This is a genomic window from Neobacillus mesonae (genome assembly GCF_023715155.1).
Taxonomy (GTDB): domain Bacteria; phylum Bacillota; class Bacilli; order Bacillales; family Cytobacillaceae; genus Neobacillus; species Neobacillus mesonae_A.
On record NZ_JAMBNQ010000060.1, the window covers coordinates 1 to 17,663 of the forward strand.

Sequence of the window (17,663 nt, forward strand, 5' to 3'; positions counted from 1 at the left end):
GAATGTTTTTCCTGCGATGGTTAGTCGAACCAATCGGGTATTTACAGGCAGTTTATCCGAAAGGATATTACTGCATGTTAATACGGGAAAAAGTTGAGTTGATTAGCTCATAAAATTTACGTTGGCTTCATCTCATTTAAGAAATGAATGATTATTGTTTGTTGACGTTTTTGTTTGTTTAGTTTTCAAAGAACAATCTATTAATCTATCAATCAGCAACAAAAGTTATTTTAGCATAACATTTTATTGCTGTCAACATTACTTAAATGAATGAACATTTATCAAGTTTAAGCATTATGTAACGAAGACATTACATACATTACTCCCCATTTTTATATTAGTCAACTGTTACTTTTAAGAAAAAGGATTGTGAATCCATCCGCTTTTCTTCACCTTTTTCATTAAAAAACAATATTAATGAATTCTTACCAGACTTAAATTTTGTTTATTTTTCATACACTTCAAGCTTATACAATTAATATTTTAAAAATAAAATGATTTAGTTTGGATTTTATAGGAAAAAATATTTTCATACTTTTCATAAAAGGAGATGGTAAAAAAGTGGCTTTTCAGCAGATTAAAAAAGGTGAAGAAAAAAGTTTAGTAAATCAAATCGAACAAGAAAAGGATGATTTTTCAACTGATACGGAAAGAACCCCTGAGTTTGATGAAATCGGGACCGCTTTAAATGAAATTTAAAAAAATAACCCTTTACAATAAGACATTTTTGTAAAGGGTTCATCAAAATTTATTTATCAAATTCCAGGACAACCGGGCAATGATCGCTTCCCATTACTTCGGAATGAATCTCAGCATTTTTCAGACGATTGCAGAAGTCTTTTGAAACAATGAAATAATCAATACGCCACCCAATGTTCCGTTCTCTAACCTTATTCATATAAGACCACCAAGTATATGCTCCTTCTCGGTCAGGATAAAAATGACGGAAGCTGTCAACAAATCCTGCTTGAAGAAGCTCAGTCATTTTACCACGTTCCTCATCCGTAAATCCTGAATTACCCATGTTTGATTTTGCATTACGCAAATCAATTTCCTTATAAGCAACATTTAAATCACCGCAAAGAACAACAGGTTTATGTAGTGCTAATCCCTTAAGATAATCTCTTATTCTGTCTTCCCACTTGATACGATAACTCAATCTTGCTAAGTCACGCTGGGAGTTCGGGGTATAAACGTTTACAAGAATAAAATCATTAAATTCTAAAGTTAGAATTCTTCCCTCTTCTTCTGAGTCATCTTGTCCTACTCCATACCGAACAGATAATGGCTTAACCTTTGAAAATACAGCCGTTCCGGAATACCCTTTCTTGACAGCATAATTCCAATATTGATGATATCCATCTAGTTCAAGCTGAATTTGCCCTTCCTGTAATTTAGTTTCCTGAACACAGAAAATATCAGCATCTACTTCAGAAAAATAATCCAAAAAGCCTTTTTTTACACATGCCCTAAGGCCATTGACATTCCATGATACTAATTTCATCGTTATCCTCTTCTTATCAATAGTTTGATAGAAATCATTGTACCAGTTATAGAAAAAGGTTAAAAGTAATTCGCATGAATTACCAAAAAAAGAGAGCTAATACGAATTAGCCCTCTAACTATTTATCCTGCATTAACGGGTTAAATAACCCCTGCTGGATTGAAGTTTCATGTTATTCAGCATCAAAAACTTTAACTTCTGCCATTTTATCGCCATTTCTCATATTCCTAGCTGTCTCTAAACCAGATGTGACTTGTCCAAATACTGTGTGAACACCGTCCAGATGAGGTTGTGATTCATGTACAATGAAGAATTGGCTGCCACCTGTGTCTCTACCTGCATGTGCCATTGAGAGTGAACCAGGTATATGTTTATGCGGATTTCCTTCTGTTTCGCACTTAATTGTATAACCAGGGCCGCCCATACCAGTTCCTGTCGGATCTCCTCCTTGGCTTACAAATCCAGGAATGACACGGTGGAAAATGACTCCATCATAAAAACCTTCATTAGCTAATTTTTCAAAATTCGCAACTGTTCCAGGTGCTTCATTTGGAAATAAATCAAATTCAATTTTTTCACCGTTTTCCATCAATATGTATCCTTTTTTAGCCATATTATCCACTCCTTATGTAAAAATCATTTTTATCATACACTTTTACAAAAAGAAAAGAAAGTAAATTCCCTTTTTCGGTCATAATTTCCTACAACAAGTGGTAATATAAAAATGAGGGTGGTTCTGCCTGAACATTTCGCTTGTTGCGGGACACTTAACCACTGTACGGACGGGCAGAACCTCCCTCCCATCCATCTAATAACACGCTAAAGCCGCGGCCATCGCCCCGGCTTTCTTAATGATTTCGTATTTTCCCCGCCCACTGTTGAAACCCATCAATAATGACAAGAAACAACAAATATCCAAAGAAAGAATAAATATGCTGCCAGCTGTCCGAATGAACAAAGAATCCCAGCTCTTCTGCCAATTTTTCAAGAATCGGCACCAGCAGGCTGACAAATAGGATGATTCCTTTTCTTCCCCATTTATTTACTTGTGAAGTCAAATGTACAAAAATCATGATACATATGGGCAATACAATTAATGTAAAAATAATATTGACTGAATAAACCTTTGGGAACGGCCGTAATGGGAATTCATATAAACCCAATTCAACCAAAGTATGATCTAAATAAGTCCCTAAAATTACTGCCAAAAGCGCACTGCTTATATACTTTTTATTCCAAAAAGTTAACCGGTTTTTTCGCCAAGGCTGCAATTTCGAGCCGCTCAAGTGTTTTGCAGTATTCATTCTTTATCTCCCCATCCATGACAATCGTATCGGCCGCTAAGTAATCGGCCACTCGATGGTTTTCAAACCAATCTCCCTTTTCCGCATCCGGCTGAATCACATTTTTCCAAGCATTTTTCAAGCTTGGACTGTAAAATCTTTTTGCCCCCTTTCTTAACCTGCATGATTTTAACCTAATCGGATAGATAGACCCAGGAAACCCCTCCTTCACATCATTAAAAATTTGGGGCCAGAAATCTTTTCTTGATCCTGTATGTGGATGCTTTTTCGCCCAATCAACAACTTGTCTTAGAAAATCTTTATTATGAAAAAGAATAGAATATAACCTTTTTCCGAGCAAAATCCGTTCGTGTAATGATTCGAAATGATGCATGGTCTGCCCGGCCAATTTTCCTTCATCATATGGAAAGAGGATGTTATTAAACGAAAACAAATCTTGTAGTAAAAACTCTAATTTATTTAACACTTCTTTTTGGTAAAACGGATGTTGAATCACTCGTTTCTCCAAATAGCTTTGTTCATTTATAACAAGTGCGATACACAAAATATACGTATCTCGGTATTTCCAAAAATAATTCCAGATTGTTTCCATGAATGTTGAAACATTTAGATAGGTTAAGAGATAAAACAATGGCTGATTCCGTTTCAAGCTCTCCTCGTATAATAGGAATTGTGGATAGATATCTTGAAATATCAGCCAATTGCCGCGTTCCAAAAACTGAAAAAACGAATTCCTTTCCTTTTTTGAAAGAAGCTTAGTTAAGAATTCCCCCTTCAAATCAGTCATATTCCAGCCGCCATTACGTGATACCATATGCCCCAAGAATGCCCATTCTAATTCGGGATAACGAAGATAGAAATCTAAATAGGCTTTAGTCCGCATCACATTGTTTATATTATGTTCCTCTGTTTCTGCTCTTATTTTTTCTAATAGCCTGCGGTCCTGTAATGTTAAATGGTGGGAGGTTTGAAAGGGATTTTTGATCTTTTTTTTCAATTCGTCACGGATATGCTCAAGCGGTGTCTTTTCACGATTTCTTGTAAAAAAAATAACAAACCACCTCCCTAATGAATGGGCCTTGCACAAATGGAATATGTATAGCCTAGGGATATTTTGGGAAGAGGAAGTGAAAAGAGATGGCTGATATCAAGAAAAGTATGGATTGGATTATTGACATTTTAAGAAATGACCAGTCTCCCGACGGCTCATGGGATTATCCATTTGATACAGGCATTTCTACGGATGCTTATATGATCATATTATTACGTACTTTAGAGTTACATGATGAAGAATTAATTCAAGGATTGTGCAGAAGAATTTTAAATCAGCAAGAGAAAAACGGCGCCTGGAAATTATTTTATGATGAAGGTGACGGTAATGTATCCGCTACTTTGGAGGCCTATTATGCCTTGTTGTATTCAGGATATTACGCTAAAGAAGACAAACGATTAAGAGCTGCAAAAAAGTTTGTTTTAGCCCATGGCGGATTAAGGGAAGTAAGCACCTTTACGAAGATTATCCTTGCAATAACCGGGCAGTATCAATGGCCTGATGTTACCCCCATGCCTGTTGAACTGATTCTGCTGCCGGCTGATTTTCCTGTTAATTTCTATTCATTTTCCGTGTTTGGCAGGGCAAACATTGCTCCTATCATGATTCTGGCCGCAAAAGAGTTTTCGCTGAAAACAAAGAAATCCCCCGACTTATCCGATTTATATTTGAATCGATTTGAAGAAGATTCTTGGATTCGTTCCAATGAATGGCGTTCCTTTTTATCCTTTTTAGAAAACGGAATCAAAAGCCTGGTTGGTCTTCCTGATGAGCTGCACCGATTAGCCATTGACCGTGCCAAAAAATATATGCTTGGCCGGATTGAGCCAGATGGTACTCTTTACAGTTATTACAGCTGTACCTTTTTAATGATTTTCGCCTTACTATCCCTAGGGTATAAGAAAACTGATACCCTTATCACAAATGCCGTGGCAGGGATAAAATCAATGAAGTGTGAGATTAATGGTCTGCCCCATATGCAGTATACAACTGCTGATGTTTGGAATACTTCACTAATTGGATATGCCCTGCAATCTGCCGGTGTTTCTCCCGAAGACCCTATTGCAGCAAATGCCAATCGCTATCTTCTCAGCCGGCAGCAGCATAAATTTGGAGATTGGGTCATTCATAATCCTAATAGTTTGCCAGGGGGATGGGGTTTTTCCAATATCGATACAAGGCTTCCGGATGTTGATGATACGACCGCATCCCTCAGGTCTATTTCGCGTATCGTTCCCCCTGAGAATGACTCCTGGGAACGGGGGATCAGCTGGACTATTTCTATGCAAAATGATGATGGCGGATGGCCGGCATTTGAAAAAAATGCAGATTCCAAATTAGTAGAATATCTTCCGCTTGAAAAAGCCAAATTTTTGCTGATGGACCCGTCTTGTGCCGACCTTACCGGCAGAACACTTGAGTTTTTCGGGAATTATACAAATCTTCCCCAGAATCATCCGTCTATTAAAAAAGGGATAAGATGGCTGCGAAGGGATCAAAAAAATGACGGCTCCTGGTATGGCCGCTGGGGAATATGTTATATCTACGGAACGTGGGCAGCTATTACCGGTCTTTCTGCAGCAGGTGTTTCCAGAAGTGACACAGCTGTTCAAAAAGGACTGGATTGGTTACGTCGTATTCAAAACAAGGATGGCGGATGGGGAGAATCATGCCACAGTGATACACAAAATAAATATATCCCTCTCGGCTCAAGCACAATCGTTCACACCGCATGGGCATTGGATTCTTTAATTATAGCTTCAAATCACCCCACTGCTGAAATACAGCGTGGAATCAATTATTTAGTCCATTCGGTTGGCAAAGAAGACTGGACAATGGATTACCCCAAAGGACAGGGGATGGGCGGGGCCTTTTATATTCATTACCATAGTTATCGCTACATTTTTCCTCTTCTTACACTGGCCCACTATCATAAGAAATTTAATATCTAGCAAAAAACAAATCGACGGTCATTCCCGTCGATTTTTCATTTAACCATCATTTTATTGTAATTTTAACAAGACCCTTATATATGGCCACCATTTCATCCAGCTTCATTCTTACTAATCCACTTGAAGACGGGGCAGCAAAATCAATTGTTCCGGGAACAACCGCTTCTTCTTGTACTCCCCATGGTGCGGCCTTTCTCCCGCTAAATTGCAAATATACTCCCTTTCCAACATAGCAAACAATTTTCGGCTTTAAACGTGAAATTTTTTGTTTTAATATTTCTCTTCCCTGCCTGTATTCTTCTTTTGTGATTTCATCTGCTGCCTTGGTTGGCCGTGCCACAATGTTCGTGATTCCCATATCTAAATCTAAAAGCATGTCATCTTCAGCAGCCGTAAGCTTTCTCGAAGTCAGTCCTGCCTCAAAAAGGATCCGCCAAAAACGATTATTCGGATTAGCAAAATGATGTCCGGTTTCACTAGAACGGATACTTGGATTAAAACCGACAAATAAAATCTTCAAATTTTCTTTTATACGGTCATTTACCTCTTTCATCGTCTATTTCCTTTCTAAAAAAATACAACTTTTTTTATTTTACCACATCTTTTCAGTTTCCTTTCAGAGTGGAAGGCTACACTCCAAATATAAAGTTATGTTGGAGGGATTTTGTAAATGAAAATGTCAAAAAAATGGCTGTCTTCTTTCGTGTTATTAGTCATGCTGCTTTCAACCGGAACAAGCGTTATCGCCGATGACCATGATGATGACGACGATGAAAAACAAGAATACTATTTTAAAAATCATGAAGACGATGACCATAAGAGTGACGATGAGGGAGGATGGGAAGAACAAAGGAATATTCAACTTTCACAACAACCAGACTATTGGAATATTTGGTCCAGAGAACCCGTAAACAATCCCGATACCAGCTTACCAATTGAGGCGCCGGGAGAATTAATGGTTTTTATCGGGAATCAAGAAAAGATGATTTACTTTATTCCAAAAGATGGACAGCTGCTTGTCTCGGGAGAAGCAATTGCCAAAGTTTTAGGGGCAGAATTTATTTTTTACCCAACAAGTAAAATTTGTCAATTAACGAAAGGTGATTTGGAGCTGATTGTCAGGGCCGGATCGAATGCCGTTTATGAAAACAAGATTAAAACACCTATGCCCACTCAGGCTGAAGCCTATGAAAATTCCATATATCTGCCGCTATCAGCAGCAGCAAATGCTCTTGGATATCGGGTTACATGGAATGAAGCAAAAAAAGCAATCGTTTTACAATCTTTATAAAGTAAAGAAGGGTGATTGAATTGGCAAAATCTAAAAACGCAAAATGGGTGATTGGGTTAAGTGGAACTGCATTATCGGCCTTCGTTATCAGTCAGGCGGGGGCTAATCAGAACCCCAATGTTATGGACCCGCCAAGTATTTCTACAAACTCAATGAGTAAAGAGGAGAAAAAACTTGTGGAACTGGATTGGACTAACTTCGACATAAATGATGGAGCTTTAACCAGAGGGGCTGAACAAAGTGATCGCCAAACAAGAAGATCGTAATAGTCCGGAGACTGTAAGAATTGATGCTATGAATACCTCCTTTTTTATCGTTGCGTATGATTGCAAGATTAAAAACTGGAAGCAAATCATAGTAGACTGGATATTTTATGTTGAGGAGGAATGGTCACGGTTCAAGCAGGGTAATGAATTATCGAAAGTGAATCAATTAGAGGATGGCAAAGAGGCACCGGTTTCCCCTCCTCTTTTTGATCTTCTTATTCGGGCCGAAGAATATCGAAAAAAAACTAATGGCTTCTTTTCACCCTATTTATTACCACAGATGGAGTTTCACGGCTATAACCGTTCATTTCCATTTCAAACAAGCGAAGAAATGGATGTTAAAATACCTCCTGTTTATTCAATAGAAAAATGCCCATTCAGCCTTAATATGCATACACAAAAAGTTAAGCGCCTTACCGAGGGCCAGCTGGATCTTGGCGGTATCGCAAAAGGTTATGTAGTGCAGGCAGCAGCAAACTGGTTAAAAGAACAAGGCAGATCTCCAGCTGGAATGGTAGATGGCGGCGGGGATATATCTGTTTGGTCAAAAAACGATAAAGAATGGAGAATCTCGATTGCCCACCCCATTCAAACAGAGCTTGATATTGGTATGTTTCGTATCAAAAACGGGGCTATTGCTACCTCTAATATTCTTTATCGCAGCTGGTATCAAGGGCAACAGGAAAAACACCATCTGCTAAACGGGAAAACAGGGGAGCCTGTGAAAACTAACATTATTCAAGCTACAGCCATAACGGAAAGCTGTGTGGATGCAGAAGTGATGGCAAAGTTATGCTTTATGGCAGGCGGTCAAGAATTAGACAAATTACTGAATACCATCCATCCGAACTATTCCTACATACTGGTCACGAAGGAGGAAAAATAAAACAAGCAGGCGGTGAAAAGGTATGAACGAATACTTTTCTATCTGGTCGCTTATTCGCACATCAGGTTTTCTTGCTTATTATCTTTTAACAATATCCCTAGCAGCCGGTTTATTGAGCTCTTTTTCAATCATGAAAAAAAAGAAAGCCTCATTAATAACTTTTCATCAATCAGCCGGCTGGTTTGGATTATTAACCATTTTGTTTCATATTGTGCTAATCTGGCAGGACCAATATGTACCTTACTCATTACAAGAACTTTTTATCCCGTTTGCAGCCAAAAATGAACCAATTTTATCCGCGTTAGGAACTCTATCATTTTATATGTTTTTTCTAGTTATTGCTTCTTCAGATTTATTCATGAAAAAGCTTGGCAGAAAAAAATGGCACAGACTTCATTATACTGTCATCCCTGCTTGGGCACTGATGATCATACATGGTATTGGAATTGGCACAGATTCTACGGAACCCTGGGCACTATTACTTTACGTAATTGGAATCACTGTTGTATTGATATTAGGGATCCTTGCGCTTTTGGCTTCAGCCTTGGCCAAACATGCATCAGACCGGCAAAGGCCGGCAAAATAAAGCAGGCAGCATCAGGAGCTGCCTTTTTCTTGTTTGAAAGTAATGGTAAATACACTGCCAGCCCCAACTTTACTGGCAGCAGTAATTTTTCCACCATTTCCTTCTGCAATTATTTTCGCAATTGAGAGTCCTAGCCCGGCCCCTCCTTTTTCCCTCATTTGATCTGCCCTGTAAAAACGGTCAAAAATATATGGCAAATCCTCTGAAGCAATTCCGCATCCTGTGTCAAGTATCTTTATAACAATTGTTCCATTCGCAGCCTCTAACCCTAGGGTGACTTTACCCGCTTTAGTAAAACGGAAAGCATTATCTAATAATATATAAATTAATTGCTGTATCCTTACTTCATCACAGGGATAGATGATTCCCTGTTGAATTTCCTGTTCAAATTCTATTTGGATTGGCTTTTTTCGTAAAAAACGAGTAAAAACCCCTGTTAACAATTCAGAAAGATTAACCTCTTTTATCACAAAATTTAGTTGATTTTTGTCACTTCTAGCTAATTCCAATAAATCATTAACCAGTTTATTCATTAACATGGCTTCCTGTTTAACATCATAAAGAACTTCACGTCCAATTGGACTCAAATGGTCTTTCTCTTCCGTCATTAACAAGTCTACGGAACTGTAAAATATACTTATTGGAGTACGCAATTCATGTGAAGCATCAGAAACAAACTTTTCCTGTTTTTCAAATGCCCGTCGTATCGGTTTCATCGCCTGTCCCGCAAAATAATAACCTAATAAAGCAAAAATCAAGCTAAATAAGATTGTCAGAACAAATAAAATCCACGTCATTTTCTCAATCAGATGCTTTTCAGCTGTGATTTCCTTACCAAGAAGAATGAAACCATTTGTTCCCAAACTCTGTTTCATTAGCAGAAAATGCCTGGAGCCCTTATTCACCCTAATATTATCTGGCATAGTTTTTATCTTAAAATTATTATCTATCCATTGTAAAAATCCTTCATTTGCCTCTTTTCCGGAGATAAAGGTGCCTGACTTATCAAATAAATAATAGAATATGGTTCGTTCGTGGTCATTTTTCAGACCATGATGATTTTCTTCATACAAATCTTCATAAAAATCATCCTGTTCCTTTATAAAATAACTTTTTAACTCTTCTATTTCCTTATCATTAATTTCATGAGAAATCAAAAAATATAAAATCCCTATAAACGAAAACAACAATAAAACTAGAGAGATGGTATATAAGACTGTTAAACGTGTCTTTACTTTATTAAACATCGGCGGCTCTCACTTTGTAGCCAATTCCTCTGACATTTTGAATTAATGACGGCTTCTCCGGCAAATCAACTTTTCTTCGGACTAACTTTACCAATGCATCCAGCGCATTGTCCGAAACCTCGCTGTCATATCCCCAAAGCTTCTCAAATAGAACATCCCTAGTCATAATATGATTACGATTTCTTAGCAGTAATTCGAGTAGCTGGTATTCTTTTTTTGTTAATTCAATGATAGTACCATTTCTTTTTAATTCATGGCTGGTAAGATTAAGAATAAGATCATCAAAACAAATGACTTCTTCTAATGGTTTTTCTTTTCTGCGGCTAATTGCACGAATCCTTGCAGACAATTCATTAAACTCAAAAGGTTTTACAATATAATCATCTGCCCCCGTATCCAAACCCGTAATGATATCCTTATTTGTGTCCTTGGCTGTAACAAATAAAATACCGCATTGATTCCCCTTTTCCCTCAGCCTTTTGCAAACAGACAGTCCGCTTTCACCGGGCAGCATCCAGTCTAAAATAATGACGTCAAAATCCGTGAGAAGAGCATGATGGTAGGCTTCTTTTCCATTCTTCACCCATACAACCACATGAAATTCATTTTGCAGCAACCGAGACATTAGTTTTCCAAGTCTTACATCGTCTTCAGCCAGCAGTATATTCACAATTAATCCCTCATTTCAAAAAAATCCCTGCTACCTTCATAATAGCAGGGTTGTCTGAAATATTAGTGAATTTCCCTTGAACAAATGAATTTCTAATCGACAAAAATTTGGATTCCTTTGAATGAAGTAATTATGCTGGCCAGCAGACCAACAATTGAGACAATCACGAGAGAATATAGCAGCCTTGCCTCTTGAAGGAAAAGCAGGCCGAGTGTAATGATGATGGCATCGGCGGCAAACAAGATCACACCCACATTAATTTTAGACCATTTAGCAAGCAGTAATGCTAGTAAATCCATGCCTCCGGGGCTGATATGACTTCGAAGCATGACCCCGACTCCAAGTCCTATGATAATCCCACCCAGGATAATACTGCTCATAATCGGCATGTGAATTGTCCCATTTAATGGCATCCACATTTCCATCATGATTCCGCATATGATTGCTCCCATTAAACCATTGTAAAAATAAACTGGGTTATTTTTATAAGCAAATAAATATACAGGGATATTTAAGAAAATAAATGTGATTCCAGCTTTTAACCCCCACATGTAATTTAACAAAAGACTGATGCCAAAAAATCCCCCATTTATTAAATGAAATGGAAGAATAAATCCATTGATGCCAATTCCAATCATTGTACTGCCAAAGCCGATTACTGCTATTTTTTTAAGCATATTGACCATCCCTTGTCCATTTTCCTTTATATACATATATGATAGGTAAATGGACTTTATCCAACCAAAAATAAATAGAACCATAAACTTTACGGTTCTATTTATTAGGCCTTAATACGTATTATAGACATTTGCACATTCTTCACCAGTTGGTTCATAAAAACAGTGAAGTTTGTAGCGTGAAACAAATGGCTGGTTATACCAGGTTGAGGGACAATTGCCTTCTGGTTTAAAATACCATAGGCTGAATTTTGCCGGCCAATACCTCTCACCATTCACCACTTTTCGTGCAAGGCGCCTTTCTGACTCTCTTGGCTTTTGATAGAAATACCCTTTTTGAACTGCCTCGAATGCATGTGGTTGGTAAACCATATCTGGAATAGAACGAAGTCCTTTAAAATCAGAACAATTTGCCCGTATTCTGTTAATTCCTACGTTGCCGACGAGAAGCATCCCTAAATCTCCCTCACCCTCTGCCTCTGCCCTCAACAGCCGGGCCAAAAGGTCAATATCCGATTTCCTTGCTTTCACTACTGCCATTAAGCCACCTCCATCATTACTGCCCTATATTTATATTCGTATGGAGGTTTGTGTTGATCGTGAATTTCCTTAAATATCCGTTAAATCAACGTTATTCCGTGGTCCGCTTATTGGTTAATGTGACAGTTAAAGTTTTCAATTTGCCGTCACGGTATACTTCAAATTTAATTTGATCTCCAACTTTTGCTTTTGTATATAAATATTTTCTTAATTCAGATGAATTTTCTATTTTTTTACCATCCATCGAAACAATTACATCCTTTGGTTTAAATCCAGCACGGGCTGCAGCAGAATTTTGATCAATATTCATGACAATTACACCTTTTGTCACATCATTGGGAAGATCTCCCCAATAAATTTGCGGGACTTCCTGTAAGTCAGCCAGCCCTATTCCTAAGTATGGGCGCTCAATTTTCCCATTCTTTATTAATTCGTTAACAATAGGGATCACATCATTGCTTGGAATGGCAAATCCTAAACCTTCCACGCCGCTTTCAGCAATTTTCATACTATTAATTCCGACTACCCGTCCTTGTGGATTAATTAGGGCACCGCCGCTATTACCCGGATTAATCGCGGCATCCGTCTGAATAACCGTTGTTTCCCAGTTTCCTGCAGATGTAGGAACTGAAATACTTCGATTTGTCGCACTGACAATCCCCTGGGTAACCGTTCTAGATAAATCTAATCCCAGCGGGTTGCCAATTGCATATACCTGATCCCCTGGCCGTAGTGAATTAGAATCTCCAAATTTCGCCGTAGCAGTGACATTTTTTCCATCAATCTTTAATACAGCTAAATCTGTTAATGCATCTGTTCCAACCAGAGTTGCTTTTGTTTTAGTACCATCATATAATGAAACTTCCAATTTTGTGGCACCTTCCACAACATGATTATTGGTCACTATATAAGCATATCCGTTTTCCTTCTCAAAAATCACTCCGGAGCCTGAACCTTGCTCAACACTTTGGGAAGGCCCCTTATTCCCAAAAAAGTCGACACTTTGCTGCTGCTGGTAATTCTCAATACCGACAATGGCTTTAGAAATTTTCTCAACAGTATCAGCAATTGAACTGCTGCCAGATACTGTTGCTGAAACAGGTTTTACTTGAGCATTGTCCTGCTGTACCTGTACAGGCTGCTCTTCCGCCTGCGGCTGAAAGTTCTTTACATAATCAGTATGAGGAAGAATGGTTAACGTTAGGACAGATCCAATGACACCCGCAGCGAGTGTTGAAGCAAATCCTTTCACATTCTTCTTCATATTGCCGTTTCTTTTCGAATCCTTTTGACTACTGTTTTTCGTATCTTCCATTTTGAAATCATTTACATGTTTTTCTTCTTGAAAAAACTCTGACATTGGTTCATCATTTGAAAATCTTTCATCGCCTCCTCCATTATTTGGGTTACCTGCAGAATTTGCCGGTATGGACATATCAATGGAATTTTCTTGTTCAAACCGCTCTTTTTCGTCCATGTTTGCTCAACTCCTACAAAGCAATTATTTATTTTCATCCTTACTTTTACTTTAGCCAACAAATATTAAAAAACTGTGAACAATTTTTAACGGGATTTGGAAAAATTCAAGAAAAATAAATTGAAATCAAAAAAAGCTGCGGAATACTTAACCACAGCTTACTTGTCATTAGATTGAATAGGGAATGTAATAATAAATTTGGTTCCTTTTCCTTTTTCGCTATAGACATTGATTTCTCCATTATGAAGATGGACTAACTGTTTCACGATAGATAGACCCAGGCCAAACTCACCATAAGGATTGCTTGTTCTAGAAATATCTGCTTTATAAAATCGCTGCCATATTTTCTCCACTTCAGCTGCATCAATTCCGATACCGGTATCTTCAATTTCGATAACAACCCTGTTTTTTTCTGATCTTCCCCTTAGCCAGATAATGCCGTCAGAGGTAAACTGAATACTATTTTTCGTAATATTAATGAGGATTTGGATAATTCGATCATAATCTGCATAAATATTTAAATCGGGTGGTGATTCAACTTTAATTTGATTTTTTTTCTCTTCAGCCTGTAAATATAAATGTTCCTGTATAATTTCAAGTATTTCGGATACCTGAATCTCCTCTTTTAATAATTGAATTTGATTAGAGCGGATTTTTTCATAATCGAGGTTTTCATTTACAAGTCTAATCAATCTCTTTGCTTCCTGGCTGACAAGATTAATTCCTCTTTCCTTATCCTTTTCAGGGATCATATTATTTTTCAACCCTTCAATCACACCGCTGATGGTTGTAAGTGGTGTCCGCATCTCATGTGATACATCAGCCATAAATTGCCGCCTGCGATTTTCCAGGCTTTCAATTTCCAGCATAGAATTATTAATTTTTTCTACCATATTGTTAAAATCGTTAGCCAACTCCCCAATTTCATCGTAATTGGAGGATGGAACATGTACATTAAAGTGCCCTGCTGAGACAAGAGATGCTGCCTTCCTGAGTCTTTGAATTCTTCTTACATGAATTTGTGACAAATACCAGCTTTGCAAAAAAGAAACAGCAAAGGCAATCAGGATAGTATACAGTAAGATTTCATTTATTCGGCGAATCATCTCAATAGGCCCGCTGATGGGTGATGTTAAAAGGATTCCCCCATAGAATCTGCCTTTATTTAAGTAAGGCAAAACAACAAAGGTTACTCCGTCCTGATCAAAACTTTTATAATCACTTTGAACCACAATCGTCTGTCCCTTTTTAACCTTTTCCCAGTCTTTTCGCGGCAGATTACTAATTGCCGGTCCACGGTTATTAACCAAATAAAGTTTCCCGTCCCGGTCAAATAAACTGAAACTCATTTTTCTTGCAGCTAAAACATCACTGTATTGGTCAATAATTTGATCAGATGCAAGCGGTGATTGTTTAATATCTGACAGGATGGCTTTACCATACGATATAAGCTCATCCGATTTGTTTTCGTAAACAAGATTTTCAAGATAATGCGCAAATAGAAGGCTTAACAGCAGAAATGCAACAATAATAATACTAATATGACTGAAAAACTGCTGATAAAAATACTTAAATTTCAGTGGCTTTCGTTGTGTCATCGAACTTATACCCTACTCCCCAGACAGTGTGAAAGAATGTTTGCGATGATATTTCTACCTTTTTCCTTAACCGCTTAATATGAACGTCCACAGTTCTTTCATCACCATAGTATTGATATCCCCATACACTTTCAAGCAGTTGTTCTCTTGAGAAAACCTGTCGTGGATGTTCAACCAAATAATAAAGCAAATCAAATTCTTTGGGAGTTAGATTGGTAATAGATGTTCCATCGACTATTACTTCCCTGGTTGTTTTATTTATTTTAAAATGCTCTGTCTGCAGAATGCCATCCATCTCTTTTGGGACTTGTGTCTGATAACGGCGGGTAACTGCTTTTATCCTTGCCATCAACGTCAGCGGACTAAATGGCTTAGTAACGTAATCATCAGCTCCCATTTCAAGTCCTAATACTTGGTCAGATTCGCTATCCTTCGCAGTTAACATAATAATAGGAACTGTAAACCCTTCTTCCCTTAATTTCCTGCAGATTGATACCCCGTCCATTCCAGGAAGCATCCAATCTACTATAAGTGCATCCCAAGAACCGCTTTTAAACCGCTGATATCCTGCTGATCCATCATTTACGAATACCCCTTCAATGCCTTCTTTGGCAAAAAACATCTCAATCATGGAACAAACACTTTTATTATCTTCTATCACTAATATTTTCAAAGTTCATCAACTCCTGAAACAAACCTTTATAGTACTAGTGTATACAAATTTTAAACGATAGCAAAGAATATACCTATTTCTTAACAGTTTATTAATAGATTTTTCATAAATAGGCTTTGTTAAAATTGCTGTTAATTAGTATTGCATTACATTTCGCTATCCTTAGACCCTTACTCCCGCAGAACACGTATTAGACCTTGAATCCACCTGCGCATGATGGAAGTACGCCAGCATCTATTAAAAGTCTATATCCCATCCCCGACAATCATACTGTATACAAAAAAAAGCCCTGAGTACTCAGGACCTTTCATAAATACCGATGTTTACGAATGGACCAAAAAGTTTTGCAGGGCATTCTTTAATAAATCCGGAAGCGGTTCACTCTTTTGTTGTTCAAAATTGAAATAGACCATTACAACATTCCCGCGGGCAACTAGTTCCTTTGTTTCATTTGAAATAATATCATGTCCAAGCTGGAAGCTTTTTGTGCCTATTTTTGAAACATATGTTTTAATCAATAATTTCTGATTGAAATAAGCTTGGCTGACAAAATCGCATTTAGCAGATACCAAAACATAATTCCAATTTTTTGAATCCAAGCCAAATCCTAGACTTTCAAAAAAACGTATTCTAGCCTCTTCCAAATAAATAAAATAACTTGTATTATTCACATGACCAAGAGCATCTGTCTCACTAAATCGAACTGTCACTTGTATTTCATGCATATGATGTTCCACCTTTCTAGTAAAAATCGCAATTTAAATCTTCAGACAAGTGTAATTATACACAACATTCGGGTAAAATTAAAATCCCCTGCAAATAGTTATCTGCTTTTTCCAAACTGATTTCTTGTTCGCATTACATGAAATGCCATTTAATGACCAATATTAAAATGAGGAGGATTGGGCTATGAATTTTTCATGGATAATGGCATTTATGCTGGCGGTACAGCCAGTCATCGCTACTAAGGAAATAACCCTGACAAAAAATGGTGTTTCAGTAACAACCATTAACCAATTGGACTTTTTTCATCCATATACAGACCTGCCGCTATTTAATGATCAAAAATATCAACACTTTTTAGACCAATTGGATCAACAGGTCTCATTAAAACCCAAAAATGCGAGCATAGATAATAAAGGAAATATCATATCAGAAGAAGCTGGATACAAAATAAATCGGGAAACTTTTAAAGAAAGAATTTATGCCAATTTCTTTAACCAAAATTCTTCAAGTATGGAAATCCCGATGATGAGTATTTATCCAAAAGTTGATAGTGAGCTCTTGAGTGATATTCGAAATAAACGGATTGGCCGCTATATTACATCGTTTAATTCTGGTAATAAAAATCGCTCATTTAATATTAAGCTGGCAGCAGAAGCTATAAATAATGTTGTTGTTTTTCCTGAAGAAACTTTTTCTTTTAATAAAGTAGTTGGTAAACGGACAAAAGCAAAAGGCTATTTAAAGGCACCAGTCATTGTTCGCGGAGAATTTTCGGAAGATATTGGAGGCGGGATTTGTCAAGTATCGTCCACATTATTTAATGCCGTGGATAATGCAGGCCTGACCATTGTGCAACGATTTTCTCACAGTCGAAAGGTTCCTTACATTCCACCTGGAAGGGATGCAACCGTCAGCTGGTACGGTCCTGATTTTGTATTTAAAAATAAATACCAGCAGCCCATCTTAATTCGTGCTAGAACACTGGGAAATTTACTGATCATCAACCTTTACTCTTCGGAGGGAATTCACTATAAACCAAATAAAGTTCCAAACGCCCCATATTGAAAAAAGTCCGCTAAAGCGGACTTTTCAGACTGTCGACAAAATCGAAAAAATTCGGTTTTGTTGACAGTCTTTTTTTGTATAATTGAGTTACAGAGATTTTAAAGAGGTGAATGAAATGCTAACTAAAAATACACAGATTAATCGTGATCA

General features: G+C 37.5%; 20 protein-coding genes. 7 read left to right on the forward strand and 13 right to left on the reverse strand.

Features of this window, described 5'->3' with window-relative positions; translation table 11 throughout:
- Positions 1-561 precede the first annotated feature (561 nt).
- Complete coding sequence (locus M3183_RS25245) at positions 562-699, forward strand: hypothetical protein (RefSeq protein WP_251474469.1); 138 nt, start codon at positions 562-564, stop codon at positions 697-699.
- Between the two features lie 49 nt (positions 700-748).
- Here the strand turns inward: M3183_RS25245 and M3183_RS25250 are convergent, their stop codons facing one another.
- From M3183_RS25250 to M3183_RS25265, 4 genes are all read right to left on the reverse strand, one after another.
- Entirely contained in the window at positions 749-1,504 is a 756-nt protein-coding gene (locus M3183_RS25250) for an exodeoxyribonuclease III (protein ID WP_251474471.1), read from the reverse strand.
- Between the two features lie 172 nt (positions 1,505-1,676).
- A complete protein-coding gene (locus M3183_RS25255) occupies positions 1,677-2,117 on the reverse strand; it encodes a peptidylprolyl isomerase (protein WP_251474472.1) in 441 nt (146 codons plus the stop codon).
- A gap of 235 nt (positions 2,118-2,352) precedes the next feature.
- Positions 2,353-2,808, reverse strand: coding sequence for a CBO0543 family protein (locus M3183_RS25260; protein ID WP_396953763.1), 456 nt, complete (start codon positions 2,806-2,808; stop codon positions 2,353-2,355).
- Positions 2,735-3,805, reverse strand: coding sequence for a DUF2515 domain-containing protein (locus tag M3183_RS25265; RefSeq protein ID WP_285881132.1), 1,071 nt, complete (start codon positions 3,803-3,805; stop codon positions 2,735-2,737). Before M3183_RS25265 ends, M3183_RS25260 begins: the two co-directional genes overlap by 74 nt.
- Before the next feature lie 140 nt (positions 3,806-3,945).
- Here M3183_RS25265 and shc point away from each other — a divergent pair, with 140 nt between their 5' ends.
- Positions 3,946-5,811: a squalene--hopene cyclase gene (gene shc / locus M3183_RS25270; RefSeq protein WP_251474474.1), complete on the forward strand. Its 1,866-nt coding sequence runs from the start codon at positions 3,946-3,948 to the stop codon at positions 5,809-5,811.
- Between the two features lie 46 nt (positions 5,812-5,857).
- On the opposite strand, the gene M3183_RS25275 is transcribed toward shc, so the two are convergent.
- A complete protein-coding gene (locus tag M3183_RS25275; protein ID WP_251474475.1) occupies positions 5,858-6,364 on the reverse strand; it encodes a mismatch-specific DNA-glycosylase in 507 nt (168 codons plus the stop codon).
- A gap of 117 nt (positions 6,365-6,481) precedes the next feature.
- On the opposite strand from M3183_RS25275, the gene M3183_RS25280 reads away from it, so the two are divergent.
- From M3183_RS25280 to M3183_RS25295, 4 genes are read left to right on the forward strand one after another with little or no spacing between them, the layout of a single operon-like run.
- Entirely contained in the window at positions 6,482-7,102 is a 621-nt protein-coding gene (locus M3183_RS25280) for a copper amine oxidase N-terminal domain-containing protein (RefSeq protein ID WP_251474476.1), read from the forward strand.
- Between the two features lie 20 nt (positions 7,103-7,122).
- Positions 7,123-7,368, forward strand: a complete 246-nt coding sequence (locus M3183_RS25285; RefSeq protein ID WP_251474478.1) for a hypothetical protein — start codon at positions 7,123-7,125, stop codon at positions 7,366-7,368.
- Entirely contained in the window at positions 7,343-8,254 is a 912-nt protein-coding gene (locus M3183_RS25290) for an FAD:protein FMN transferase (RefSeq protein ID WP_251474480.1), read from the forward strand. Before M3183_RS25285 ends, M3183_RS25290 begins: the two co-directional genes overlap by 26 nt.
- Positions 8,255-8,276: 22 nt before the next feature.
- Entirely contained in the window at positions 8,277-8,840 is a 564-nt protein-coding gene (locus tag M3183_RS25295) for a ferric reductase-like transmembrane domain-containing protein (RefSeq protein WP_251474484.1), read from the forward strand.
- Between the two features lie 11 nt (positions 8,841-8,851).
- On the opposite strand, the gene M3183_RS25300 is transcribed toward M3183_RS25295, so the two are convergent.
- The 8 genes from M3183_RS25300 to M3183_RS25335 form a co-directional block, all read right to left on the reverse strand.
- A complete protein-coding gene (locus tag M3183_RS25300; RefSeq protein ID WP_251474492.1) occupies positions 8,852-10,087 on the reverse strand; it encodes a sensor histidine kinase in 1,236 nt (411 codons plus the stop codon).
- A complete protein-coding gene (locus M3183_RS25305) occupies positions 10,080-10,757 on the reverse strand; it encodes a response regulator transcription factor (RefSeq protein WP_251474495.1) in 678 nt (225 codons plus the stop codon). The genes M3183_RS25300 and M3183_RS25305 overlap by 8 nt, the downstream gene beginning before the upstream one ends.
- A gap of 92 nt (positions 10,758-10,849) precedes the next feature.
- Positions 10,850-11,434: a YitT family protein gene (locus M3183_RS25310; protein WP_251474499.1), complete on the reverse strand. Its 585-nt coding sequence runs from the start codon at positions 11,432-11,434 to the stop codon at positions 10,850-10,852.
- 111 nt (positions 11,435-11,545) lie between these two features.
- Complete coding sequence (locus tag M3183_RS25315) at positions 11,546-11,974, reverse strand: cell wall hydrolase (RefSeq protein WP_251474501.1); 429 nt, start codon at positions 11,972-11,974, stop codon at positions 11,546-11,548.
- A gap of 91 nt (positions 11,975-12,065) precedes the next feature.
- Positions 12,066-13,451, reverse strand: a complete 1,386-nt coding sequence (locus tag M3183_RS25320) for a S1C family serine protease (RefSeq protein ID WP_311315410.1) — start codon at positions 13,449-13,451, stop codon at positions 12,066-12,068.
- A 158-nt stretch (positions 13,452-13,609) separates the two neighbouring features.
- Positions 13,610-15,049, reverse strand: coding sequence for a sensor histidine kinase (locus M3183_RS25325; protein ID WP_251474504.1), 1,440 nt, complete (start codon positions 15,047-15,049; stop codon positions 13,610-13,612).
- A complete protein-coding gene (locus M3183_RS25330; RefSeq protein ID WP_251474507.1) occupies positions 15,021-15,722 on the reverse strand; it encodes a response regulator transcription factor in 702 nt (233 codons plus the stop codon). Before M3183_RS25330 ends, M3183_RS25325 begins: the two co-directional genes overlap by 29 nt.
- Before the next feature lie 323 nt (positions 15,723-16,045).
- Positions 16,046-16,447, reverse strand: coding sequence for an acyl-CoA thioesterase (locus M3183_RS25335; RefSeq protein ID WP_251474510.1), 402 nt, complete (start codon positions 16,445-16,447; stop codon positions 16,046-16,048).
- 184 nt (positions 16,448-16,631) lie between these two features.
- Between M3183_RS25335 and M3183_RS25340 the strand changes: the two genes are divergently transcribed.
- Positions 16,632-17,513, forward strand: coding sequence for a VanW family protein (locus M3183_RS25340; RefSeq protein ID WP_251474513.1), 882 nt, complete (start codon positions 16,632-16,634; stop codon positions 17,511-17,513).
- Positions 17,514-17,663 lie beyond the last annotated feature (150 nt).